At 72.6% G+C, this 22,765-nt stretch carries 17 protein-coding genes and 2 pseudogenes; 11 read left to right on the forward strand and 8 right to left on the reverse strand.

The window, feature by feature from the left end; genetic code table 11:
* Window positions 1–31: 31 nt before the first annotated feature.
* Window positions 32–187: a hypothetical protein gene (locus OG978_RS45605; RefSeq protein ID WP_326770928.1), complete on the reverse strand. Its 156-nt coding sequence runs from the start codon at window positions 185–187 to the stop codon at window positions 32–34.
* Window positions 184–420, reverse strand: a pseudogene (locus tag OG978_RS48730) (hypothetical protein). The gene OG978_RS45605 and the pseudogene OG978_RS48730 overlap by 4 nt, the downstream one beginning before the upstream one ends.
* Before the next feature lie 211 nt (window positions 421–631).
* Here OG978_RS48730 and OG978_RS45615 point away from each other — a divergent pair.
* Both OG978_RS45615 and OG978_RS45620 read left to right on the forward strand, forming a co-directional pair.
* Window positions 632–1,438, forward strand: a complete 807-nt coding sequence (locus OG978_RS45615; protein ID WP_326770929.1) for a hypothetical protein — start codon at window positions 632–634, stop codon at window positions 1,436–1,438.
* Between the two features lie 147 nt (window positions 1,439–1,585).
* A pseudogene (locus OG978_RS45620) lies at window positions 1,586–2,301 on the forward strand (IS6 family transposase).
* A gap of 94 nt (window positions 2,302–2,395) precedes the next feature.
* Here the strand turns inward: OG978_RS45620 and OG978_RS45625 are convergent.
* A complete protein-coding gene (locus OG978_RS45625) occupies window positions 2,396–3,079 on the reverse strand; it encodes a DUF899 family protein (protein ID WP_326770930.1) in 684 nt (227 codons plus the stop codon).
* A gap of 216 nt (window positions 3,080–3,295) precedes the next feature.
* Between OG978_RS45625 and OG978_RS45630 the strand changes: the two genes are divergently transcribed.
* Together OG978_RS45630 and OG978_RS45635 are read left to right on the forward strand one after the other, a co-directional pair.
* Complete coding sequence (locus OG978_RS45630; RefSeq protein ID WP_326770931.1) at window positions 3,296–4,015, forward strand: IS6 family transposase; 720 nt, start codon at window positions 3,296–3,298, stop codon at window positions 4,013–4,015.
* Window positions 4,016–4,353: 338 nt separating this feature from the next.
* A complete protein-coding gene (locus tag OG978_RS45635) occupies window positions 4,354–4,722 on the forward strand; it encodes a hypothetical protein (RefSeq protein WP_326770932.1) in 369 nt (122 codons plus the stop codon).
* Between the two features lie 180 nt (window positions 4,723–4,902).
* Here the strand turns inward: OG978_RS45635 and OG978_RS45640 are convergent, their stop codons facing one another.
* The 3 genes from OG978_RS45640 to OG978_RS45650 form a co-directional block, all read right to left on the reverse strand.
* Window positions 4,903–5,244 (reverse strand): transposase, encoded by a 342-nt coding sequence (locus OG978_RS45640; RefSeq protein ID WP_326770933.1) that lies wholly within the window; start codon window positions 5,242–5,244, stop codon window positions 4,903–4,905.
* Between the two features lie 44 nt (window positions 5,245–5,288).
* Window positions 5,289–5,927: a type I methionyl aminopeptidase gene (gene map, locus OG978_RS45645; protein ID WP_326770934.1), complete on the reverse strand. Its 639-nt coding sequence runs from the start codon at window positions 5,925–5,927 to the stop codon at window positions 5,289–5,291.
* A 162-nt stretch (window positions 5,928–6,089) separates the two neighbouring features.
* Entirely contained in the window at window positions 6,090–6,218 is a 129-nt protein-coding gene (locus OG978_RS45650) for a hypothetical protein (RefSeq protein WP_326770935.1), read from the reverse strand.
* Between the two features lie 371 nt (window positions 6,219–6,589).
* On the opposite strand from OG978_RS45650, the gene OG978_RS45655 reads away from it, so the two are divergent.
* From OG978_RS45655 to OG978_RS45680, 6 genes are all read left to right on the forward strand, one after another.
* On the forward strand, window positions 6,590–7,456 hold the full coding sequence (locus OG978_RS45655; protein ID WP_326770936.1) for a DUF4132 domain-containing protein: 867 nt from the start codon (window positions 6,590–6,592) through the stop codon (window positions 7,454–7,456).
* Window positions 7,453–12,369 (forward strand): DNA-binding protein, encoded by a 4,917-nt coding sequence (locus OG978_RS45660; RefSeq protein WP_326770937.1) that lies wholly within the window; start codon window positions 7,453–7,455, stop codon window positions 12,367–12,369. Before OG978_RS45655 ends, OG978_RS45660 begins: the two co-directional genes overlap by 4 nt.
* A gap of 149 nt (window positions 12,370–12,518) precedes the next feature.
* Complete coding sequence (locus OG978_RS45665; RefSeq protein ID WP_326770938.1) at window positions 12,519–13,673, forward strand: ATP-binding protein; 1,155 nt, start codon at window positions 12,519–12,521, stop codon at window positions 13,671–13,673.
* Window positions 13,670–17,443: a vWA domain-containing protein gene (locus OG978_RS45670; protein WP_326770939.1), complete on the forward strand. Its 3,774-nt coding sequence runs from the start codon at window positions 13,670–13,672 to the stop codon at window positions 17,441–17,443. Before OG978_RS45665 ends, OG978_RS45670 begins: the two co-directional genes overlap by 4 nt.
* Window positions 17,440–19,311 carry a hypothetical protein gene (locus OG978_RS45675; RefSeq protein ID WP_326770940.1) on the forward strand — a complete coding sequence of 624 codons (1,872 nt, stop codon included), beginning with the start codon at window positions 17,440–17,442 and terminating at the stop codon, window positions 19,309–19,311. Before OG978_RS45670 ends, OG978_RS45675 begins: the two co-directional genes overlap by 4 nt.
* A 153-nt stretch (window positions 19,312–19,464) precedes the next feature.
* On the forward strand, window positions 19,465–19,605 hold the full coding sequence (locus tag OG978_RS45680) for a hypothetical protein (protein ID WP_326770941.1): 141 nt from the start codon (window positions 19,465–19,467) through the stop codon (window positions 19,603–19,605).
* 3 nt (window positions 19,606–19,608) lie between these two features.
* On the opposite strand, the gene OG978_RS45685 is transcribed toward OG978_RS45680, so the two are convergent.
* Entirely contained in the window at window positions 19,609–20,208 is a 600-nt protein-coding gene (locus OG978_RS45685; protein WP_326770942.1) for a TetR/AcrR family transcriptional regulator, read from the reverse strand.
* 111 nt (window positions 20,209–20,319) lie between these two features.
* Here OG978_RS45685 and OG978_RS45690 point away from each other — a divergent pair, with 111 nt between their 5' ends.
* The gene (locus OG978_RS45690; RefSeq protein WP_326770943.1) at window positions 20,320–21,372 is read left to right on the forward strand and encodes an alpha/beta hydrolase; all 1,053 of its coding nucleotides are present in this window, start codon (window positions 20,320–20,322) and stop codon (window positions 21,370–21,372) included.
* Between the two features lie 377 nt (window positions 21,373–21,749).
* Here OG978_RS45690 and OG978_RS45695 read toward each other — a convergent pair whose 3' ends face one another.
* Window positions 21,750–22,748, reverse strand: coding sequence for a helicase associated domain-containing protein (locus tag OG978_RS45695; RefSeq protein ID WP_326770944.1), 999 nt, complete (start codon window positions 22,746–22,748; stop codon window positions 21,750–21,752).
* Window positions 22,749–22,765: the final 17 nt, after the last annotated feature.

Raw genomic sequence — 22,765 nt, forward strand, 5'->3', positions numbered from 1 at the left:
CAAGCCTACACATCTGAACAGAATTCCTGACTCAGAAGACTAGCGGCATAACCGAGCTGGTGCTGGACAGGCCTACCCGCTCGCCGATCTGCCGGACGGACGGGCTCTCGCCATTCTCGGCGATCCAGTCCCGGATCGTGCGCAAAATCGCTTCCTGCCGGGCGGACAGGGCATCCGGCTGGGTCATGTCGCTCGCGTCCCGCGCTGCTCCTGGCGGTGGACGAGCCGGCGCAGCTCGACCCGGGCGGCGGGTGTGCCGGGCGGAGTGGACCAGAACGGATGTCACTGGACCTGGGCGGACAGGTCCAGGAGGCGGCGGCGCAGGGCGGTGGTGTGACGGGGGCGGGATTCGGCGAGCTGCCGGTAGGTGGCGAGCCAGTCGCGCTGGGCCCGGACCAGGTCGTCGGGGAAGGGGAACATCATACCTCCGCTTCGCCACGCTTGATCGAGTGCCTCAGCTGGCACCGGGACTGTGCAGTCGGCAAGAGTGATTCCTCGCGCGACGGAACGATCAAGCTGCGGAAGACTCTGCCGGCGACAGGGGAGGGAGCCGTGATGGTGAGCGATGGTGCTGCAGCGGCCACCGGCGCCCCATGGTCGGCGCATCCGCAAGTGAAGGTGGGGAACCGAAATGAGTTTGCGCCTCTATCTGAACAGCGCCCGGCAGCCCCGTACGCCGAACGGGTCGGCGGGTGAATGGGCCGACTTCTTCGACGGGGCGATGGAACTGGAGGCCAAGAACTGGCCACCGCTGCTGTGGTGGGCGATGTTCAGCCCCGGAGACCTCGCGGAGGCGAGGATCGCCGACACCGAGGACGCCGGTACCGATGAGCATGCGGAGTTGCTGAGCGAGTGGGGCGAGGCCACCTACCCGTACCTGGTGGTCGACCAGCCGACGGCGCTGTCGCGACTGCACGCCCGGCGGCAGGGCCTGACCAGTCGGCTCGGCGCGCAGTTCTCGCCCCTCTACGATGAGTTCGTCGCACTCATCGACGCCCGGTTCGGCCCCTACGTGCTGCTGCGGACCGAGGCGCTGGCCGATGGCGGTGAAGGCGGCGTCCGCCTGCTGTTGGAAGAGACCCTGGCCGACGTGGAGCGCCTCGACGCCGGTCATTCCACAGCTGCCGGCGGGCGAGTGGACAGCCTGATCTCGGATTTTCAGCGGTGGCAGCACACGGATCCGGTCTGGCTGCTGTCAGGCATTGGCGACGGATGGCCGAGCGTCACGCTGCGGGAACGCTACGCCGCCACTGCAGTCAGGCGGCCATCCAGCCCGAGTGCCGAGCAGTCCACCGCTGTGGGCTGGGTGTGGGGCTTCCTCGTCGTGGTCTGCAGCATCGGTGCGTACTGGCTCACCGGGAGTGCCTGGCCGATCGTCGTCGCGTTCGGCGTGATCCTGGCCGTGCTGGTGGCAGGTTTCGTCCGGCGACGGGGGTGAGCGGGCAGGCCGGCACGATGGGTCAGGTGACCAGCGCGTAGAACCCGCTCGACTTGAGGTGATCGGCCCATGAGTAGGGCGGGCACTGTCACGTTTGCTGACCGGGTGGGATGATCTTCGGGTTGATCACGGTGGAGGGGGTTGTCCGTGGGCAGTACGCCGCCGTCGTACAAGGGGCACCGGTACCCGGTCGAGGTGATCTCCCACTGCGTGTGGCTGTACTTCCGCTTCCCGTTGTCATTCCGTGAGGTGGAGGAGCTGATGCTGCAGCGCGGCGTCATCGTGTCCTACGAGACGATCCGCCGGTGGTGTCTGAAGTTCGGGCCTACGCCAACGCGCTGCGCCGCCGATGTCCCCGCCCCGGCGACAAGTGGCATCTTGACGAGGTCTTCATCACGGTCAACGGCGAGCAGAAGTACCTCTGGCGCGCGGTCGACCAGGACGGCAACGTGCTGGACATCCTCGTCCGGAACCGGCGCAACAAGGCTGCGGCCAGGCGCTTCTTCCGTCGGCTCCTCAAAGGAATCGAGGCCGTGCCGAGGGTGATCGTCACGGACAAGCTCCGTTCCTACGGAGCGGCCCACCGCGAGGTGATGCCCTCGGTCGAGCACCGCTCCCACAAAGGCCTGAACAACCGGGCCGAGAACTCCCACCAGCCAACGAGGCAGCGCGAACACGCCATGAAAGGCTTCCGCAGCGTCCAAGGAGCTCAGAGATTCCTGTCCGCGTTCAGCGGCATCTCACCCCACTTCCGGCCACGCCGGCACCGGAGGACCGCCCCCGACCACCGCACCGAGATGACCGTCCGCTTCGTGATCTGGGACCAGATCACCGGCGCCACCGCCCCGCCCACCGCAGCGTGACCCAGGCCCCCGCCCAACCCCCACACGCCCTCAACCGATCAACACCCCACCAACGTGACAACGCCTTCGAGCCAGCACCGCCGGTCGTCGGGGGTCAGTAGTCGAGGCTCGCGTACCAGTCGTCGCGGCCCTGCGGTGTCAGGTCGAGGAGGTGCCAGACGGGCGCTAGGAGGTCGATGCCGCGCTGGTCGGTGTCGTCGGCCATGCGTGGGTGGGTGGAGTAGAAATGGCGGACCGTGCCGTCTCCGTCGCGGGTGAAGACGGAGACGGTGGAGTCCTGTTCGCCGTCCTTGTCCTCGCTGCCCAGGTCGTACTTGAACGTGCTGTCGCCGCAGCTCAAGAGCCGTAGTCGGTGCCAGCCGCGGTTGCGGGCGTGCTGTCGGAGGGTGGGCACGTCGGCGGCCGCGGCGATGGCGAAGTCGGCGTTGCGGGCGATGTGGTGGGCGATGCCGTTGAAGCCGTCGATCCACAGGGTGCACATCGGGCAGGGGTCGGTCTGCAGCTTGCCGTACATGAAGTGGTAGACGATCAGCGGGCGGTCCGTGGCGGTGAACAACTCGCTCAAAGTAACCTCGCGGACGGGTGCGTCGCCGGCGTCGAGGTCGGCGGGGCCCTCGATGAAGGCGTAGTCGTCGACGGGTGGCCCCTGAGGGAGCGCCCGTCGTTGGGCCGCGACCTTCTCTCGGTGGCGCATGAGGTCGATCTCGGCCAGGCGCAGCTCTTCGCGGGCGTCGAGGTAGTCCGCCGATTCACCGGCCAGTCTGGTATGCCGCAACATCGCGTCCTCCTGGGGTGGCCGTCCCCCCTGGTCCCCAGTCCGGATCACGAACTCCCGAGCTCCCAAACTGGTTCTTTGAGTCTATAGCGGTTCCACGGTCCGCCGACAGTTGAGCTGGGTCCGGCTCTGTGCTAATCCGCGAGTGGTCCAAGGGGCGCTGTCACGTTGGCTGGCCCGTGGGTGATCTTCGGGTTGATCACGTTGGGGGAGCCGTCCGTGGTGGGTGCACCGCCGTCGTGCAAGGGGCACCGACACCCGGTCGAGGTCATCTCGCACTGCGTGTGGCTGTACTTCCGGTTCCCGCTCAGTTTCCGTGAGGTGGAGGAGCTGATGTTCCAGCGCGGCGTGACCGTCTCCCACGAGACCGTGCGCCGCTGGTGTCTGAAGTTCGGCCAGGCGTACGCCGGCGCGCTGCGCCGCCGGCGGCCCCGCCCCGGGGACAAGTGGCATCCGGACGAGGTCTTCATCAAGATCAACAGCGAGCAGAAGTACCTGTGGCGGGCGGTCGACCAGGACGGCAATGTCCTGGACATTCTCGTTCAGAACCGGCGGGACAAGGCCGCAGCCAGGCGATTCTTCCGCAGGCTGATGACGAAGACGGGCAGGGTGCCGCGGGTGGTCGTCACCGACAAGCTGCGTTCCTACGGCGCCGCTCACCGCGAGGTCATGCCCTCGGTGGAGCATCGCTCGCACAAGGGCCTGAACAACCGGGCCGAGAACAGCCACCAGCCGACGAGGCAACGCGAACGGGCGATGAAGGGCTTCCGCAGCGTGGGCGGGGCCCAGCGGTTCCTGTCCGCGTTCAGCGGTATCTCACCCCACTTCCGGCCCCGACGCCACCTGATGACCGCATCCGAACACCGAGCCGAAATGACCAACCGCTTCACCATCTGGGAACAGAACACCGGCGTCACCGGCCGACCTACCGCGGCCTGAGCCCAGGCCGGCACCCGGCCCCACCACACCTCGACGCACCGTCAGACACCCACACACCCAACAACGTGACAACGCCCCCCAGCCCCTTCACCCCCAGCCCCTTCACCCCCCGCCCCGAACCCGGCACCCCCTGACCCCGCCCGCGAGACAGAGCTCACCCGTGGCAGCCGGACGACCCGTGGACTGCGGCACCACCGGCAGGGACGGAAATCAGGTTCACGTCCGGCGGGCCCGCCGCCATGATTGACTCGGCCCTTGCCGCTCCGGCATGAAACTCCCGCCGGAGCCGGTCTGTTACGCACGGAAAGCAACGGGGAAACGTGAAGAACACAGCTCGAATGATGGCCACGGCTCTCGCCGCGGCAGCACTGCTGGGAACGTCCGTCACCGCCGCTCAGGCCCAGACAACCCGCGCCGCCGGCACATGGCACTGCTCAGGCGTGAAGATCTCGCGGTGCATCCAGAAGGTCGCCGCGGACAAGGTACGGGTCAACTTCGTCAACAAGACGTACAAGGCCGTCAAGGGCACGTTCGGCGTGACGTGCCAGGGAGGCTCCGGCCAGCGCGTCTACGAACTGAAGAAGAACCTCACGGCGCGTGGCGGATACCTCTCCGGCACGATCACCTGCCCCGCCGGGTCCCGCACCACTGCCGTCGGTTGGCAGATCACCGCCGACACCTACTACAGCCCGACGATCAGCATCTGACCCTTCGCCGAATGGCGGTGCCGCCCCCAACGTCCGTGCGGCGGCCACGTCGTGACAGCACCGCAGCCCTCCGCCCCGGGGCTCGCCTCAGGGCGGAGCGGCGCAGCCGATCAACTCACCTCTCGAAGAAAGAGCCCCGCACCGGACCGGACCCTGTTGGTTAATTCCGCCCTGCTGGAGCTATCCGGCGGGGCGGAGTGCTGCGAAGGGTGGGGTGCGGGTCGGTGCGAAGGGGGTGCCGGTGAGCCAGGCGTCCAGGCGGGCGAAGTTCATCGCGGCCGCGGTGAAGGAGTGTTGCAGGGAGGTCTTGGCGGGTCTTGGCGAGTCCTCGGTAGCGGGAACGGCGGGCCTCGAAGCGGTGGACTGCTTGCGCATGGTGCCCTCGACTCCCGCCCGGTGCTGGTACTGCCGCTTCCAGATGTCCGTCTCCTGCCGGGCTTTGGCTTGTTGGAGAGCTTCGTGCTCGCGACGGGCCGCAGCGTGCTGGACCTCCGGCCAGAGCAGTAACCCACGCGCGAGCAAGGAGCCCTTCCTCTGCGTGCCGTAGGGGCATGGGGTGGGCTCTCTTACGGCCGTGCCTGCGAGGGCAGGGTGAGGATTTCGACTCCGTCGTCGGTAATGGCGATGGTGTGCTCGCTGTGTGCGGTCCGGCAGCCCGTCGCGCTGCGCAGCGTCCAGCCATCGGCGTCGGTGACGAGCGTGGCGGTGTCGGCCATGACCCAGGGCTCCAGGGCGAGCAGCAGGCCGGGGCGCAGCTTGTATCCGCGGCCGGGCCGTCCGGTGTTCGCGACGTGCGGGTCCTGGTGCATGGTCGAGCCGATGCCGTGGCCTCCGAACTCGGTGTTGATCGGGTAGCCCGCCTCACTGAGGACCGTGCCGATGGCGTGGGAGAGGTCGCCGATGCGCGCCCCAGGCTTTGCGGCGGCGATGCCGGCGGCGAGCGCCCGTTCGGTCGTCTCGATCATCGCGACGCTCTCCGCGGGCCTGGTCTTGCCCACCAGGAAGCTGATCGCGGCGTCCGCGGCCACCCTCCCCCTGGCGACGGCCAGGTCGAGGGTCAGCAGGTCCCCGTCGGCCAGCGTGTAGTTGTGGGGCCGCCCGTGGAGCACGCCGTCGTTGACGGCCGTGCAGATGTAGTGACCGAACGGGCCGCGCCCGAAGGAAGGCGCGTAGTCGACGTAGCAGGACGACCGAGCAGCCCGCAATCGTGCACGACCCCGAAGACCGAAGCCTGCTCCGCACCAGGCTCCTCGGCGGCGGCATCAACGAGTATCGATACGCCGCGTGACCAGCAACGACGACTTTTCGAGCCCCACACGCTGTCGCATCGAGGGCGACGAGCGCGGCGCTCAACGACTCGTCGACCCTCATTCGACGGCCGCCATCTCCATCATGCGGGCGAACTCGTCGAAGTTCGCGAGTCGGCGCTTGCCCCGCACCGGTGCGCATGTCGACGAGCACGACGAGGTCGTCCATCCGGCAGTAGGTGCGGTCACCGTCGAGGTAGAACGCCCGAGCGCCCCAGACCGGCATGAAGTCGGCATCGTCTTCATACCAGCCGTCGACGTGGAGAGTGTGCCGCGAAGCCGGCCCGCCGTACGGAGGCACCACTCGGCCAGCGTCCTGCTCGCAGCCGGGCAGCGCCCTGCTGACGTTCCGTCGGCCGCACCGTCTCCCGCCGTCGGGCGCGACGCCTACCGTCCCCGGCAGCACCAAGATCCCTGCCAGGCCGCCGCGAGGGCACCGCGGACCAACCTGCGTTGTCAGTGGCCCTCGTTAGTCTCCCCTCATATCGCAGTTCAGGGGCTTCGTGGCCCTTGGTTCGGGCTGCGCTGACATCTGATGGACAGGCGGAGGGGCACGGCTGATGGCGTGGCTGGCAGCGGGTGAGGGGTACGAGATCACCCTCGAGGACGGGCGTGTGGTCGCACGGCGAGTCGGGGGGCGGCAGTTGAAGGCGCTGCCGAAGGCGTTGCGCGACAGTCCCGAGGTCGACCGGCTGAGGCAGCTGGCCGAGTGGCTGGACCGGCACGCGGCCTTGTGCGTGGCTCAGGTGGATGCCTGGATGGTGTCGTCGCTTCCGGTTCCGACGGAGCTGATCGCGCGGGTGTGGCCGGACGAGGCGTGGCAGGCGGCGCTGCGTGACATGGCCGTCGTGGGCGACGATCCGGACGAGGTCGGCTTCCTGCGGGACGTCACCGGCGACGGGGAGCTCAAGGTGGTCGACCTCGACGGTGAGACCGTGCGGCTGTCGCCGCGCACGGTGACGCTTCCCCACCCCGTGCTCCTGCCGGACCTGGACGACGTACGGGACTTCGCGGCCGACCTCGGCATCACCCAGAAGGTGGAGCAGATCCACCGGGCGACCTGGACCAGGCCGGACGGGCCGGATGCCGGGCGTCCGGAGACGGCGACGGAGATACGGGACTACGCGGGCGGGAAGTTCGCCTCGCGGTTCGGGCTCGCGGCACGTGCCACAGGCCTCGGCTACCGGGTGTCCGGTGGCTACGCCACGTGCAAAGTACGCGACGGGGGCCGCAGCACGGAGGCGTCGGTGTGGATCGGCGAGCCGTACTGGGACGGGGAGTCGGAGACCGGCGGGCTGAGCTGGCACGACGAGGACGGCCGCGCGGTGCGGCTGACCGAGGTCGGGCCGGTGGCCTGGTCCGAGGGGATGCGCATGGCCGCTGCGCTGTACGCCGGCCGCACGATCGAAGAGGGTGGGGACGCGTGACCGGGACGGTTGGGAACGACAACAAGGAGCTGCTCGCGGCAGGCGCGGTCCTCCCGGCCGACGTGCGGGGTGCGGGCCCCTCAGCGGTCGAGCTGACCGCGCGGGCCTATCGCCACGCGGTGCTCGGCGAGGATCGGGTCGTCGTGCGGCTGGCCGCGGCCGAACTGGGCCCCGCCGAGGACCTCGCCGCTGGCTTCCTCGGACTCGAGCCGCAGGGCGAGCCGGCCGTGGTCGGTCTCGGTCGGCGCCAGGAACTCGGCTTTCCCGAGTGGGTGCTGGTGCACCACCCCGAGGACGGGCACCACGCCCTGGCGGTCGTGCCGGAGCTGGACCGGCTGGCCCGGCAGGCCAAGACAAAGCCCAAGGCCGCCCTGGACGCCTGCCACGAGCTGGCTGGGCGGCTCGCCTCGGCCGTCCCGCACTTCCTGCCCGTCTTCTACGAGCAGGCCGCGCGGGTCTTCCTCGGCGTCGAGAACAGCACGTACGCCGGCCAGCTGTTCGGCCGTGCCCGCACGAGCGAGGCGCAGCACGGGCTGACGGTCGACGAGGACCGGCTCGACGCCCTGTTCCTGGAGTTCGCCCTGGCCGGCGCGCTGCCGGTGAAGGTCCTGACCGGTTACGGCAAGGACCTGTCGGCCCGGCTTGCGCCCGTCGAGGCGTACGAGCGGTTCCGGCGGCTGTGCGTGCGCCGGACCGCCGGCGGTCTCGCGCCGTCCGCCCAGGCCGCGGTGGAGCTGAAGCGGCTCGCCCGCGCCGCGGCCCTGTCCGGCAACGAGGCGGAGCAGGACTACCTCGCCGAGCTCCTTCCGCTGCCGGCCACCTTGCGGGCCGCCGCCGGTTGGTGGAAGTCGCACCGCGGCGCGCTGGTCGCGCTGGCCCGGCGCGTTCCGTCCGTGCGGGGCACGCTGCTGTCGATGACCCCGCCCGGGGACAACGGGGATATGACCGAGCTGTGGCTGGGAATCATGGCGGAGTCGGGGGCCGACGCCGGTCTCGCGGACGCCGGCCTGCCGCAGGAGGAGCAGTGCTCCGACGGTGCGGCGGGCTGGCTGGAGCGCTTTCACGGTGCCCGGCATCGCGGTTGGGGGCCGCGCCCGACGCCGCCCGCCCTGCTGGATCTGGTCGAGCGGGCGGCCGGCCGGCTGCGTGCCGGTCTGGCGGCGCGGCCCGAGGGCGAGCGGTTCCTGCGGATCGGTGTCGAGGACGTGAACCTGCTGGACCTCCTGCTCTCGCTGGAGATCGCGGTCGCCGACCCTGAGGAGAAGTCCGCCCACCACCAGCGCGGCAGCGCCCTGAACCTGTCGGACTGGGCCCGCGGCGAGGAGCCGCGGGACCTGGTCGCGCTGGCGGCCGACCCGCGCTTCCGGCCCGCCTTCGGGCGAGGGGCGGACAGCTACAGCAGCGCGTCCTCCGGTGCGGACGTGATGCAGCGGCTGGCCGCCTCGCCCGGCGGCCGCCCGATGCTCACCGAGTGGATGCGCGAGGTGGCCGCCTCGTCGGTGGCGGCCGGGCTGCCCGGACTGCCGAAGGCGATCGAGCGGCTTTCGTGGCTGCCCTCCGAGGCTCTCGCGCTCGCGCCGCAGGAGGTCGCGGCCGCGGCCGGTGCCGATCTCGGCGAGGCCGTGGCGCGCACGCTTCGGGGCGGTCTGTGGGAGGAGCTGCGCTGGCCGGCGTGGGAGGAGGCGCTGACGGAGCTGGCACCGGGGCACCACACCACCGAGGGTCTGACGGTCGTCGAGGCCTGGCCGTATCTGATCGTCGCCAACGCGACGCAGGTGCGCGTCATCGATGCCGACTCCACCGTTCTCGTGCACGATCTGCGGCTACCCACCACGTCCGTGTGGCGGACGGGCTTCCATTACGTGGACGGTGCGTTGCTGGTGTTCTGGAGCACGTACGGTCGCGGCGAGCCGCAAGGCTACTGGCACACCGCGCCCGACACGGTGTTCGCTCTCGCCGGCATCGGCGCCGGCTCCTGGGCCATGCGTTCGGACCACCTCAGCCTGCAGCTGCCCGGCGGCGGCCGCACCACCGGCGGCGGGGTCCTCCACAGCGGCGACACGAAGCTGCCCGCGGAGCGCGCGCTGCTGTCCGACGGCACGTCGTACTGGGTGTGGCAGGACAGGGACGGGGAGGACAAGGGCGGCTGGCTCGAATACGACCCCGTGGGCGGTGCGTACGGCCGGCGCTCGCAGCCCGGCTTCCTCGCCGACGCGCTGCTGCGGCACGCCCCAGGGGTCGAGTTGGCGGCCGGCTCGTGCCGGCTGCGGCCCGCCCCGGCGGTGGCGGGTTCGGCCCAGGGGACGTCCGCGGACGGGCTCCTCGGCTGGCGTGTCGTGCGGCTGTCCGACGGCGGCCACCACGGCGAGGACACCACCGGACGGGTCGTCACCCTTCCGAAGGGGGCCGACAGGCTGGTCGCCGCGCTGACGTTCCCCGGCGACGACCGGCCGCGGGCGCTGACCCAGCAGTGGCGCGAGCTGTTGCTCAGCGACCCGGAGGGCACGGTCACGATGTCGGCCGAGTGCGACCACCGCAACGAGCTGTACGGGACCGCGGCTCAGGCCCTGCCGCCGCTGCCGTACCTGCACATGCTGCGCGCGCGAGATCCGCAGGGGTCGGCGGCGCTGCGGGGCGCCGACGCGGAGTCGGCCGGCGTCCTGCTGAAGGCGGCTGTGCTCGCGGAGCGGGTGGCGGACCTGCCCGAGTTGGTGAGCGCCGCGCTGCCGCAGGTCTCGGCACCCGAGCTGGTCGCCGGCGTGGTGAAGGTGCTGCGCTTCGCGGTGCGGCAGCAGAAGGCCCTGGACGCCGTGGCCGCACGGCTCGACCCCGCCGCCGAGCCCACGGAGGTCCGGGTCCAGGGACCGAGCGACCACGTGCTCGCCAAGGCGCTGCACGGCATCGTCAACACCGGCTACTACCGGTACGGCGCGGACACCGACGTGACCCTCCGATACCTGGAGACTCTGGCGTCCGTGCGTGCGGACACCGCCGCCACGGCGCTGCCGGGCCGGCTGCACTTCGATCTCCCGTCGCTGCCCTACTCGGGACTGCCGTTCGTCTCGCTCCTGGACGAGCCGGCCGCGATCGCCTACCGGGCCGTCGCGCCCGGCAGCGAACCGGCACACCGGGCAGCCCTGCTCGAAGTCCTCGGCCGGGTGGACGCGCTGGGGCTGGCCTCGACGGCGGCCTCGGCCGGTCACTGGCGCCGGGTCCTGGTCCGCCTGTCGACGCCCCACCTGCACACGCCGGACGGCCAGCGGCGCAACGTCGCGCACCGCAGTGTGCTGCCCCTGGGCGGCGGTGCTCTGCTCGGCATCACCGAGCACAACTCCAGTGTCGACGACGGGTGGGAGTTCGGCGCGCTGCTCCACGATCCGAGCGGCCGTGTCGAGGTGCCCGGCCCCTACACCGTGAGCAGTGACGCGCCGGTGGGCGACCGGTTGCGCGGCGCCGACTGGCTGACCGGCTTCCTCGGGGAGGCGCAGTCCCGTGAGGCGGTGCCCTTCCTGCCGGGGGCCGCCGACGAGTTCAGCCGACTCACCGGTGTGTCCCGGGCGCTGGCCCGGATCGTTCTCGCGGGCATGCCCGACGTGGACAGCTGGGAGAACAACTTCCTGCCGACCGAGCTGCGCAAGACGCTCGGGCTGAAGGTGGCCGAGGCGGGACACGCCCGCGACGAACTGCGCGCGCTCCCGGTCGAGGTACGCCGGGCGGTGCTCGCGGCGCTCCTGCCCGACGACCCGGCCCGGCTGTGGAGCGAGGGCCCGGACGTGGCGTCGGCGGCCGCCGTGTGGAACGAGAAGGTGGGACGGCGCCGGCAGGTGCCCGACTGGCTGGCGGCGGAGGCCGCGCGCGCCGCGCGCAGCGGCTGGCCCGTGCACCGGGCGCTCCCGGCGCTGCTGGAACCGGCGTCGTCGCCGGAGCTCAGCGTCGACGTCCCGTGGCGCATCGAGGACGATCACCCGGCGACGGCGTCCCCCGCCGATGCGCCGTTCACCTCGGCGGTGCTGGTCGGCTCGATGAGCCTGACGGCCTGGCTGGCCCACCGGCTGCCCGCCGGCGATCCGGTACGGGCGGCGCTGCCGAGTGCGCTGACCGCCGTGCGGCAGCGTCTTGCGGCACCCGAACTGCTGCTCTCCGCCGGGCACTACACGAGCCTCGCGGACTTCCGGAAGGTGGCCGGCGCCCCGACGGAGACGGCACCGGACCACGAGCGGTACGGCGCGGTGCTCATGGCCACGCAGGACGGCCAGCCCCAGCCAGCCGTACGGCCCGCCCTGCTGGACTCCACCGGCTCCGACCCGTACCTGGTGGCACTGCGCGGCGCCGATCAGCAGCCGACCGGGGTCGAGACGGCCCTGCGGTGGGCGTACGACCCGGCGTTCGCACGGCTGCTGGCCGACCCGGGCGTGCCCGTGGCCGGCACGGCGGACGACGAGGGCCTGTGGTGGCCGCAGGATCCGTCTCGTTCGGTGCCCGAGCGGGTGGCCGAGGTCGCCGAGGCACACGGTCTGACCGCCGACGCGGCGACGCTGTACCTGATGCTGCTGGCCATGCCCGACCCGACGGACCGCAACACCGCGCGATGGACGGGGTGGAAGCCGGCCCGTCTCAAGACGGCGCGGGCCGAACTGGCCGAGACCGACCTGGTGGTGTCGGGCGTACGGGCCCGGGCGGGACGCTCGCTGGTCCTGCCGGGCGCCTGGGCGGAGCAGTCGGCGCCCGTCCTGCCCGTCGAGCAGTGGAAGCTGCCGATGTACGGGGTGGCCACGGGCGGCCGGCCGGTGCTGGGCACCCTGGTGCCGACCGAACCGGCTGCGGAGCTGTTCGCCCGGGCCTGGCAGCGGATCCTCGACGGCGACCTCCCGCGCTTCGAGGAGCTGAAGGTGCGGCGTACCAGGCGCCGCTGAGGCGCCGCTGAGGCGCCGCCGAACGGCACCTGAGCCGCCGCTGACCGGCCGCCCGTAGTCAGCACGGCGCGGCGCGCCCGTCCCCGGGTGCGCCGCGCCGGTCCCCGACCCGTAAGAACACCTGTCGAACCATGACGAAGGAAACCCGCATGACCGCCACCGAACAGACCGCACCCGTCCGGCAGGGCCAGCCGGCCGAGGAGCGCCACGCCGTCGAACTCGCCTTCCTCGCCGCCCAGGACCCCGGGCCGCGGCCGCCCGGCTGGGCGCTCACTCCTCGCGCGGTGGTCACGTTCGTCTGCGGCAGCGACGGCGTGGAGCTGGCCCTGCCCGGGCGTCGCGCCGGTCTGCCGTCGAAGCTGGTGATCGCCCCGAAGTTCGTCGGCGAGCGCGCGCTGGTCGAACGCTGTGTGGTCACCCTCGCCGGAGAGCGCGGGCTGCTGCTCACCGGTGAGCCCGGCACGGCCAAGTCGATGCTGTCGGAGCTGCTCGCGGCCGCTGTCAGCGGGACCAGCGCCCTGACGGTGCAGGGCACGGCGGGCACCACCGAGGACGCGTTCCGCCACGGATGGAACTACGCCCTGCTGCTCGCCCAGGGCCCCACCCCGCAGGCCCTGGTGGACTCCCCGGTCCTCGCCGCCATGCGGGCCGGCCGGGTGGTGCGGGTCGAGGAGATCACCCGCTGTCTGCCCGAGGTCCAGGACGCCCTCGTCTCCATCCTGTCGGACCGGCGGATCACCGTACCCGAGCTGACCTCCACCGAGGACGCGGTCGTCCGCGCCGCCCCCGGCTTCACCGTCATCGCCACCGCCAACCTGCGCGACCGGGGCGTCTCCGAGATGTCGGCCGCGCTGAAGCGCCGTTTCAACTTCGAGACCGTCGACCCGATCGCCGACGCCGACGCCGAGGCGGTTCTGATACGCCGCCAGGCCGTCGCCGCCGTGCAGCGGGCGGGCGCGGCCTTCGCCGTCGATGACGCCGTCCTCGACGCCCTCGTCACCGTCTTCCGCGACCTGCGCTCCGGCCGCTCCGACGAGGGCTGGGACGTGGAGCGGCCGGGCACGGTCATGTCCACCGCCGAGGCCGTCCAGGTGGCGGCGTCGCTGGGGGTCGCGGCCGCCTACCTGCCCGCCGAGGACGTGCTCGATCTGCTGCCGGGACATCTGCTCGGTGTGGTCCGCAAGGACGACCCCGCCGACCACGCACGGCTGCTGGGCTACTGGGACGGCCCGGTGCGCCGCCGCGCCGAGAACGGCTCGGCGATGTGGCGCCGGCTCTGGGACCTGCGCGGGAGCCTGCGTTGACGACCGTCGATCCACGGACGGCCGTGGACGCACTGGCCGCATCGCGTGTGCCGTACCTGCTGGGAGTGCGCCACCACAGTCCGGCGCTGGCCGCGGTGGTACCCGCCCTGCTGGAAGAGGCGCGGGCCGAGGTGGTCTGCGTCGAGCTGCCGACCGACTTCCGGCCCTGGCTGGAACACCTGGCGGACCCCGAAACCGTCACCCCGGTCGCCCTGGCCGGGGCGGGCGAGGGAGGACGGCTTTCGTTCTACCCGTTCGCGGACTTCTCACCGGAGCTCGCCGCGGTCCGCTGGGCCAGAAATCGCGGGGTGGAGGTCGTGTGCTGCGACCTTCCCCTCGGCGACCCGCGCTGGTCGGCGGGGGCACTCGGGCCGGTGCGCGAGCGGGACGGGAGCGAGGCCGTACGTCCGGAGGCCGATGCGCCCTTGGGGGCCACGGGTGCGCTCGACACCGGTCCCGGCGCCAGTCCTGACCCTGCTCCCGGCGACGGGACGACGCGGGTGCGGCGCTCGTACGCCGAGGCGCTCGCCGCCGCCGGGACCGGCCGGGACGGTGACGATTTGTGGGACCGCGCGGTGGAGGTGCTGGCTCCGGGGTGCGCCCCGGACGCGGTGCGCCGAGCCGCACTGGGCGTGGGCTGGGCCCTGCGCGCCGACGCCGTCGTACCCGCCGCCGACCTGGCGCGGGAGGAACGGATGCGGCAAGTGATCGCCTCTGCCTCGGCGGACGGGCGTCGGGTGGCAGCCGTGATCGGCGCCTTCCACGCACCCGCGCTTATCGCGTCCACGGAGGCGGATGCCGGAACGGAGGCCGGGGCCGGGACGGCAGGCGTCTCCGGCGCTACGGGGCGGGCGGCCGTCCCGTCCGAGGCCGCCCCGCGCGGTGCGGGGCCCCGCACGTGGGGGTCCGATACGGACGCGGCAGGGGTTTGGGCGGCCGGCAGGGCCGGGGGAGTGGGCGCCGCAGCGACCGACGGCTCGGCGGTGACCTCGCTCGTGCCGTACTCCTTCGACCTGCTCGACTCCCGGTCCGGCTACCCGGCTGGAATCCGCGACCCGTTGTGGCAGCAGGCGGTGCTCACCGCCGCCGGCGATCCGGAACGGATCCGGGAGGCGGCTGCCGACGCGGTGACCGGCCTGTGCCGCGAAATGCGCCGCAACGGTCACACCGCGGGGACCGGCGAAGGCGCCGAGACGCTGCGCCTGGCCTGCGACCTGGCCGCCCTGCGCGGATTGCCCGCGCCCGGACGCGGCGAACTCCTGGAGGCCGTCACCACTGTCCTCGGCCAGGGCGAACCGCTCGGCCGGGGCCGGGCCCTGGCCCGCGCGCTGGAGGCCGTGTTCGTCGGCACCGCACGCGGCCGGATCAGCCCGCACGCACCCCGGTCCGGTCTCGGCCCCTCGGTCGAGACCGAACTCGCGGAACTGCGGCTGCCCCGACCGGACGACCCCGACCGCCGCGACCTGCGCCTCGACCCGCTCCGTTCACCGCTGGACGGCCGCCGCGAAGTGCTGCTCCAGCGGCTGCTGGTGATCGGCGCCTCGTACGGCGAACCCCTGGACGTGGCGGGCACGGGCGACGGCACCGCGCTCGGCACCAGGTGGCGTCTGACGTGGACGCCGTCCGTGCCCGCACGCCTCGACCTCGCGGGCGTGCGCGGGGTGACCGCGGCCCAGGCCGCCGCCGGTACGCTCGCCGCGACCGCGCGCCACGAGGCCGCCGAGGGCGGCCCCACCCCGGCCCAGATCCTCACCGGGCTGACCGCCGCCGCGCGCTGCGGCCTGCCCGAACTGGTCGACGCACGCCTGCACGAGGCATCCGTCGTGCTGCCCGACAGCGCCGACCTGCCCGAGCTCCTCCAGGCCCTGGACCTGTTGGAGGGACTGCGGCGCGGCCACTACCCCGAGACGCTGCAGGACGCCCGCACGACGGCCGGCGCCCTCACGGAGGAACTCCTCGACGCCGCGGTCCGGGCCCTGCCCGGCCTCGCCGGGAGCGACAGCGGAGCCGACGCCGGGGCGCTGGTGGCGCTGGCGGACCGGACGGCCGCCCGTCATCTGGGCCTGCGACTGGACCGGGCGCTCGCCGAGCTGGCGGCCGAGGGCTCCCCGCTCATCCAGGGCGCGGCCCTGGCCGTACGCGTGCTGCTCGACCTGGACGACGCGGCCGCACTGGGCGAGCGTACGGCCGGCTGGATCGACGGGGCCACGGCTCCGGACACGCGCCGGGCGCTGGCGAAGCGTCTTGCCGGGCTGCTCACAGCCGCCGGTCCCCTGCTCCAAGCGTCCCCGGACGCGCTCGCCGCGCTCATGGACCGGATCGACGCGCTGACCGACCAGGACTTCCTCGACCGGCTCCCGGCCCTGCGCGGCGGCTTCGACACGCTGGCCCCGGCCGCGCGCGACAGGCTACTCACCACCGTGACGGAGCGGCTCGGCGACCGGCTCGACCTGTCACTCGACGCCCCGCCCGAGCTGCTCGCCCTGTGGGCGACGGCCGACGCGGCCGGATCGGCAGCGCTGAAGGCCCTGGGCCTGCCAGCCGCGGACACCGACGCAGGAACGGACCCGGGCTCGGACTCGGCCGACAATCCCCGCCCCGTACCCCCACCCGCAGCGGACAGCGCCGCCGCGGACGACGCGGACCGACGGCTCGGCCGTGCCGACCGCTGGCGGCTGCTGCTCGGCCGCCACAAGGAACGGCTCACCCGCGACGCGCGCCGCTACGCCCACGCCCTGGACGAGCTCTACGGCCGCGGGCGCGGCGAAGGCGCCCAGGACCTGGCCGGCGGCGCACCAGGTCAAGGCGGCGGTCAGGACCCGTCCTTCCCCACCGCGCGGGAGTGGGCGCAGGAACTGGAGGCCCTCTTCGGCACCGACGTACGCGAGGAGGTCCTCGCGGAAGCCGCCGACGCGGGTCGCACCGACGTGCTCGCGCAGCTCGATCCGGCGTCGGTACGCCCGTCGGTGGAGCTGCTCGGTTCGGTGCTGTCCCTGGCCGGAGGCATGCCCGAGGCCCAACTCGCCCGGCTGCGCCCGCTGGTGAAGCGGCTCGTCGACGAGCTGTCCCGGGAGCTGGCCACCCGCCTGCGCCCGGCGCTCACCGGTCTGGCCACCCCGCGCCCGACCCGACGGCCCGGCGTGCGCCTCGACCTCGCCCGTACCCTGCGGGCCAATCTCGCCCACACCCGGCGGACGGAGGACGGCCGGCTCGTCGTCGTACCGGAGCGCCCGCTGTTCAGCACGCGGGCGAGCAAGGAGGCGGACTGGCGCCTGGTCCTCGTCGTCGATGTCTCCGGCTCGATGGAGGCATCGGTGATCTGGTCGGCGCTGACGGCCGCGGTCCTCGGCGGGGTTCCGACCTTGTCCACGTACTTCTTGGCCTTCTCCACGCAGGTGATCGACCTGACCGACCGGGTCGAGGATCCGCTGTCGCTGTTGCTGGAAGTCAGGGTCGGCGGCGGTACGCACATCGCGGCCGGTCTCGCGCACGCGCGTTCGCTGATCACCGTGCCGAGCCGCACGCTGGTCGTCGTGGTCAGCGACTTCGAGGAGGGCGCACCGCTCGGCGGGCTGCTGGGCGAGGTGCGTGCCCTGGCGTCCTCCGGCACCCACCTGCTGGGCTGTGCTGCACTCGATGACACCGGCACGCCGCGCTACTCGGTGTCCGTGGCGCGCCAACTCGTCGCGGCCGGTATGCCGGTGGCCGCTCTCAGCCCGCTCGAACTCGCCCGCTGGGTGGGCGACCGCCTCCGTGGAGAACCCCGTTGAGCACCGAACTCCTGCCTCCCGTCGCCCCCGACGTCCTCGCCGAGGCCGTGGAGCAGCTCAGCGCACGGCTGCGCAAGAAACTCGACGCGGCGATCTCGGGCTGCGCCGACCAGACCTCCGCCACGGCCGACGGGGCGGTCGAGGTCCACTTCGGCGAGGACACCACGGTCACGCTGCGCCCGGGCCCGTCCGGCACGGTCACGAAAGCGGAACAGGCCGTGTGCACCTGCCTGTTGGCCCCGCGCTGCCTGCACCGGGCCGCGGTCCTGGGCGCGGCACCCATCGCCGACGGGGAGGGCGACGAGGGCGGGGGTGACGACTCGGGTACGGGTAAGGCCGCAGGCTCGGGCACAGCCTCCGACACGGGTGCGGGCCCCGAGGAGCCCGCACCCACCGCCCCCGCCGCCGACGTTGCGGCCACGGTAGTCACGCCGGCCGCCCTCACCGCGGCGCAGGTCCTTGCCGCCACGGCGCTGTGGGACGCCGCCGCCGAGGCCCTGTCCGCCGGCGTCACGGCGGGCGGCGCCGTGGTGCAGGCCGAGCTGCTCCGCGCTGCCCACACTGCGCGGCTGGCCGGGCTGCCGCGGGCCGAAGCAGCCGCGCTGCGAGTCGTACGGAGCCTGAGGGCCGCGCGGGAGCGGAGCGAGGGACAACGTCTCGCCGACCTCACCGGAGCCTTCCGTGAGCTGCTGGCCGGCACCGCCCTGCTCGCATCCGGGTCGGCCGACACGGATGCGGCGGGCTCCGCGCGCCGGGTCTACGAACAGGGCGGCAGCCTGCGGGTGTACGGCCTGTGCCGGGAGCCGGTGCTGTCCGCGACGGGGTACGGCGGAGTGACCACGCACCTGGTCGGTTCGGACGGCGCCGGTTACACGGTGTCCGACGTGCGCCCCGGTGGCCTCGCCCGCGTGAAGGGTGCGGGGTCCGCGTCCGTGGCGCTCGGCGGTGCCGTCCTCGACCACGCCGGGCTGGCGCGCGGGGGTCTGCGGATCGTCGGCGCGACCGTCTCCGCGGACGGGCGGCTCGGGGCAGGGCGGGGGGTCAGCGCGACGCCACTGCGCGGGGTGGACTGGTCCGAGGAACCCGCCGCCGCCCTCTTCACCCGACCGGTGCAGGAGGCGATGGCCGCTGTGCTCGCCGACGGCGCGCCCGAGGCGGGCGGGCCCGGCAGGACGGCGCCGAGTCTGCTGGGCTGCGACGTCGAGGTGATCGGTGCGGCCGGCGACTCTGTCCTCGTCCGCGTCGCCGGTGAGGGACCGCTGCTGCGGCTCCGCCCCGCACACCCCCACCCGGAGCTGCCGCACGCCGCCAACCTGCGCCGGATCGCCGAACACCCGGGGCTCGCCCTGCGTGTGCTCGGCCGTCCCGACCTGGACCAGGCGGCGACGCTCCGGCCGCTGGCGGTCGGGCCGGTGCCAGGGGCGTCCGCCACACTGCGGCTGCCGGACGCGTGGAAGGGCCGTGCCGACCTGGGATACGACCGGCTCCAGGGCGAGCACTTCCCCCGCGAGACGGCAGGATCCGCGGACTGCGGGCCGGTCACCGCGGGCCCCGACCCGCTGGCGGAGGCACCGCTGTGGCGTGTCCGGCGCCTCCTGGAGACGGGCGTCGCGGGCGGTCGCCGTGCCGTGGCTGAGGCGGGCCGCGGGACGGATGCGGCCTCGCTCTCCGCCCGCCTGACCCGGGCGGAACTCGGCGTAGCGGCCCACCTCGCACAGGCCCTGACAACGGAGGCGGGCCGCCGCCCCCGCGACACCTTCGGCCGCCTGACCGACCCCTCGGCCGACGCCTACGCGAGGGCCTGGCTCGCCTCGGCCGTGCACCTGGCGGCTGCGGAACGCTCGCTGGTGGCCGCGTCCTGGTCGTGACCTACCGCTGAGCCCACCGGGCCGCCTGGGCAGCCCGGTGGGCTCAGGCGGTCCCGGGCCCCGGTCCTTCCGACGTTCCGCACCACCGGGTGTGGCAGCCTGTCTGCGAACTCCTCCACCGAGCCGCTCCCGAACCACCGGTCCCTGCTGCCCGTGTTCGACGCCCTGCGCGCAGCGGGGTCCGGTGGCATGGCCCAGTTCCGTATCGGTGTCACCCGCGAGGGCGACAGCCTCTCCGTGACCGTGACCGTGACCGCGACCGGTCAGGCTGGGCAGGCGTATCTCCGGGGGTAGCCCCTATCTCTTCTCCTTCAGACCGTCCAGTACCAAGTCCGTCAAGCGCTCCGGCAGGTCCGGCTCGATCGGGCGGTGGCCGAGCAGGGAGCGGGTCTGGAGCGGGGAGCAGAGCAGTTCCAGTGCCAGGGCCGCGTCCGTGTCCGCCGGGAGTTCCCCGCGTTCGACGGCCCGGCTGATGATGGCGCTGGCCTGATCGAGGCGGGACTGCCAGAAGGTGTGCCAAGCCGCGGCGAGGTCGGGGTCCTCGGAGCTGAGTGAGGCCTCCCGGGCAACGGAGCGGCCGGTCGGGGTGGCCAGGTATTCGGCCAGCGCGCGGGCGAAGGCGGCCAGGTCGGTGCGGACGTCTCCGGTGTCGGGGACGGGGATGCCCTCGTCACTGCCGACCAGCATGGCGTCCAGCACGAGCTTCTCCCGACTGCCCCAACGCCGGTACACCGTGGTCTCGTTGACCCCGGCACGGGCCGCGACCTCGGCGATGCTGAGCCGCGCGATGCCCTCCTCGGCCAGCACCTCCATGGCGGCTGCCAGAACGGCCTGGCGGACGCGCGCGGCGCGGCCGCCAGGGCGGCGGCGGACCGGCTCCGGTTCTTCCTCAGTCATGTGTCGATCACCTCGACCACCACCTTAACGCAGGAAGGCTTGCATTAAGTGCTGCTCGGGCGCATAGTCGCTAATGCAAGAGTTTCGGCTTTAAGTACAGGAGGCATCACCATGTCCTTCACCTGGCCCCTGAACCCACAGGACCTGTTCGTCGAGCGCTACCCGCAGATGACCCTCGGCCTCCCCGTCGACGAGGTGGACGCGGTCCGCGCCGCCGTCACCGAGATGTGGCCCGACCGGCCCGGCAGCTGGGTGTACGAGTGGTCCGCCCTCGCCGCCCGGCACGCCGAGGCCGGGCGCCACCGCCAGGCCGCGCAGGCGTACGGCTGGGCCAAGTTCCCCTCACTGGCCGATGAACCGAAGCGCACCGCGCTCGCCCGCCAGGTCGAGCAGTACGCCCTCGCCGCCCCCGGCTTCCCGGTGGAGTTCGAGCGCCGCACGCTCACCGTCCCGTACCGCAGCGGCGAGGCCACCCTGCCGATCCACCTGATAGCCGCCCCCGGCCTGCCCGCCGACGCGCCGGTCGTGCTGGCCAGCGGCGGGGTGGACTCCTGGAAGACCGACCTGCACGGCATGTGGGAGCAGCTCGCGCTCGCGCTGCCGGTACGGCTGCTGCTGTTCGACATCGTCGGCACCGGCGAGACCGCCCACCTGCCAATGACCCCGGATGGCGGGGCCGAGGTCATTGCCGGACTGGTCTCCTTCGCCCGCACGATCGGCAACGGGAAGGTCGGCCACTTCGGCATCTCGATGGGCGGTTACTACTCCGCCCGGACCGGGCTGACCGCGGCGGTGGACGCCTCTGTGGTGCTCGGCAGCCCGGTGGAGCGCTCCTTCGGTCCGGACCGCGGCTTCGCCTTCGGCATGGACGGCATCGTCGGCAACGCCCTCGGCTTCGACGCCATGCCGAGCACGGCCGAGCGCGAGGAGGCCTTCGCGGCCTTCGACCTGCGCCCGCTGCTGGACCAGGACGCCAATGGGCCGATGCTAGTGGTCAACGGCACCGAGGACGTCCACGTCCCACTGGACGACACCTTGGTGTTCGAGGGCCGCCGGGACACCCAGGTCGAACTGATCCCGGACACCGGCCACTGCGCTATCTCGCGCTTCGGCGAGGCGATGGCCGTGATCGCCCCCTGGCTGAAGGACACCCTGATCGGCTGATCCGACGGTCCTGTCGCGACACGAAGCCGCCAACCCGCGAGCGCTGTGCGTGGCGTCGCCGAGAGGAGACGCTCAACGCACGGCGCTCGCGGGTCCGCATCGGCGCTTACAGGAGCGGTGGGTTCCCCCGGGGCGCCGGTAGTGGCCGCCGATGAGACGCAGGATCGTGTGCCGGACCTTGCGAAAGGCCAGACAGCGGTGGTGTTCCTCTCGGTGCGCGGGGTCGTTGCCCGGGTCGGGGCTGAAGGGCGTTGATGGACCGCCATCCACTCCGGCTCGGCGAGGCGAGTACCCAGAGCCGGCGGTCCGCACCCGGCGGGCGCGACCGCGAAGTGCAAGAACGGGACCTACAGCTACGCGGAGAAGCTCCGCGGCACCTACAGCCACCACGCCCACGCCGGAGCGGAACGCGAGACCGCCCCGGCGTGGGTCGCGCCGTCACCTGACACCGGCTTGTCCAGACCCTCACCGAAGTTCGCGGCGCCGCACGTGAGAGCAGGGGGGCTCAGGGCGGCCCTGCTCTCGGCTCGGCCGTCTGCGGAGAGTACACGCGGCTCGAAATTGCCCTCGCCTCCCACCCGTCCAGATGCCCATCGCATGCCGAGCTGGTCGAGTTCGGCCCGCCGTTCCGTGCTGAGCCTGTCCGCCCGTTTGCGGGTGTTGTCGAGCCATGTGCCGAGCTTGACCACCACGGGCCCTCCAGCACCTGCCTGACGGCCCGTCGAGGTCTTCGTACCCTCCGCCACGCCCTCCACCTGTTCGGCGTGCTTGCGGGGTACGCGTAGATGCCCTTCCCGGGCGTGGAACTGCCGTGCCGCTGCCAGGTTGAGGGCCCACATATCGCCCTGCGTCCGTTTTACTGGCCGTTCTGCTTCCTCGGCGGGTTCGATCCCGATCACGTTTTCCAGGAGCCATTGCTGTGCGGGCAGGAGCTGTTCCCACCCGTGCCGCTGCGCCGTAACCCAGCGGCCGAGGTCTTCTCCTTGCATGATCGCTTTCCCGGCCGCCACCGGCAGGGCCCCGCCGTTCTGGAGCAGGTTCTGAACGAGGCGGAAGCACCGCTGCCACCCGGTGTCCCATACCGGGCACCATCCCGGGTCGATCTCTTCCAGTGCTGCGCGCCGTGCCTCGGTCAGCGCGCCCGCGCTGGAAGCAACGGGGAGGCCGGCCCGCCGCCGCTGCGCGTTCTGATCTGCGGCCCGGGCGGCGAAGCGCTGGTTCTTGGTCCAGGTCCCGACCGGGTACCCATCCCAGACCGCAGTTGCCGGAGGCAGGAGATGCCCGTGCGTGTGGTGCAGGCCGGTGCAGTACCACGCTCCTTGCGTTCCGTTACGCCGGATCGGGCGGCGGTCGGAACGTGGCCCGCCTCGGGCCATGCCCGCCCATCATCCAG

It is taken from the genome of Streptomyces sp. NBC_01591 (genome assembly GCF_035918155.1).
GTDB lineage: Bacteria > Actinomycetota > Actinomycetes > Streptomycetales > Streptomycetaceae > Streptomyces.

Coding starts and splice junctions, on each gene's coding strand:
- OG978_RS45605 (WP_326770928.1), bottom strand. CDS start 187: ATGACCCAGCCGGATGCCCTGTCCGCCCGGCAGGAAGCGATTTTGCGC.
- OG978_RS45615 (WP_326770929.1), top strand. CDS start 632: ATGAGTTTGCGCCTCTATCTGAACAGCGCCCGGCAGCCCCGTACGCCG.
- OG978_RS45625 (WP_326770930.1), bottom strand. CDS start 3,079: ATGTTGCGGCATACCAGACTGGCCGGTGAATCGGCGGACTACCTCGAC.
- OG978_RS45635 (WP_326770932.1), top strand. CDS start 4,354: ATGATGGCCACGGCTCTCGCCGCGGCAGCACTGCTGGGAACGTCCGTC.
- OG978_RS45655 (WP_326770936.1), top strand. CDS start 6,590: ATGGCGTGGCTGGCAGCGGGTGAGGGGTACGAGATCACCCTCGAGGAC.
- OG978_RS45665 (WP_326770938.1), top strand. CDS start 12,519: ATGACCGCCACCGAACAGACCGCACCCGTCCGGCAGGGCCAGCCGGCC.
- OG978_RS45685 (WP_326770942.1), bottom strand. CDS start 20,208: ATGACTGAGGAAGAACCGGAGCCGGTCCGCCGCCGCCCTGGCGGCCGC.
- OG978_RS45690 (WP_326770943.1), top strand. CDS start 20,320: ATGTCCTTCACCTGGCCCCTGAACCCACAGGACCTGTTCGTCGAGCGC.
- OG978_RS45695 (WP_326770944.1), bottom strand. CDS start 22,748: ATGGCCCGAGGCGGGCCACGTTCCGACCGCCGCCCGATCCGGCGTAAC.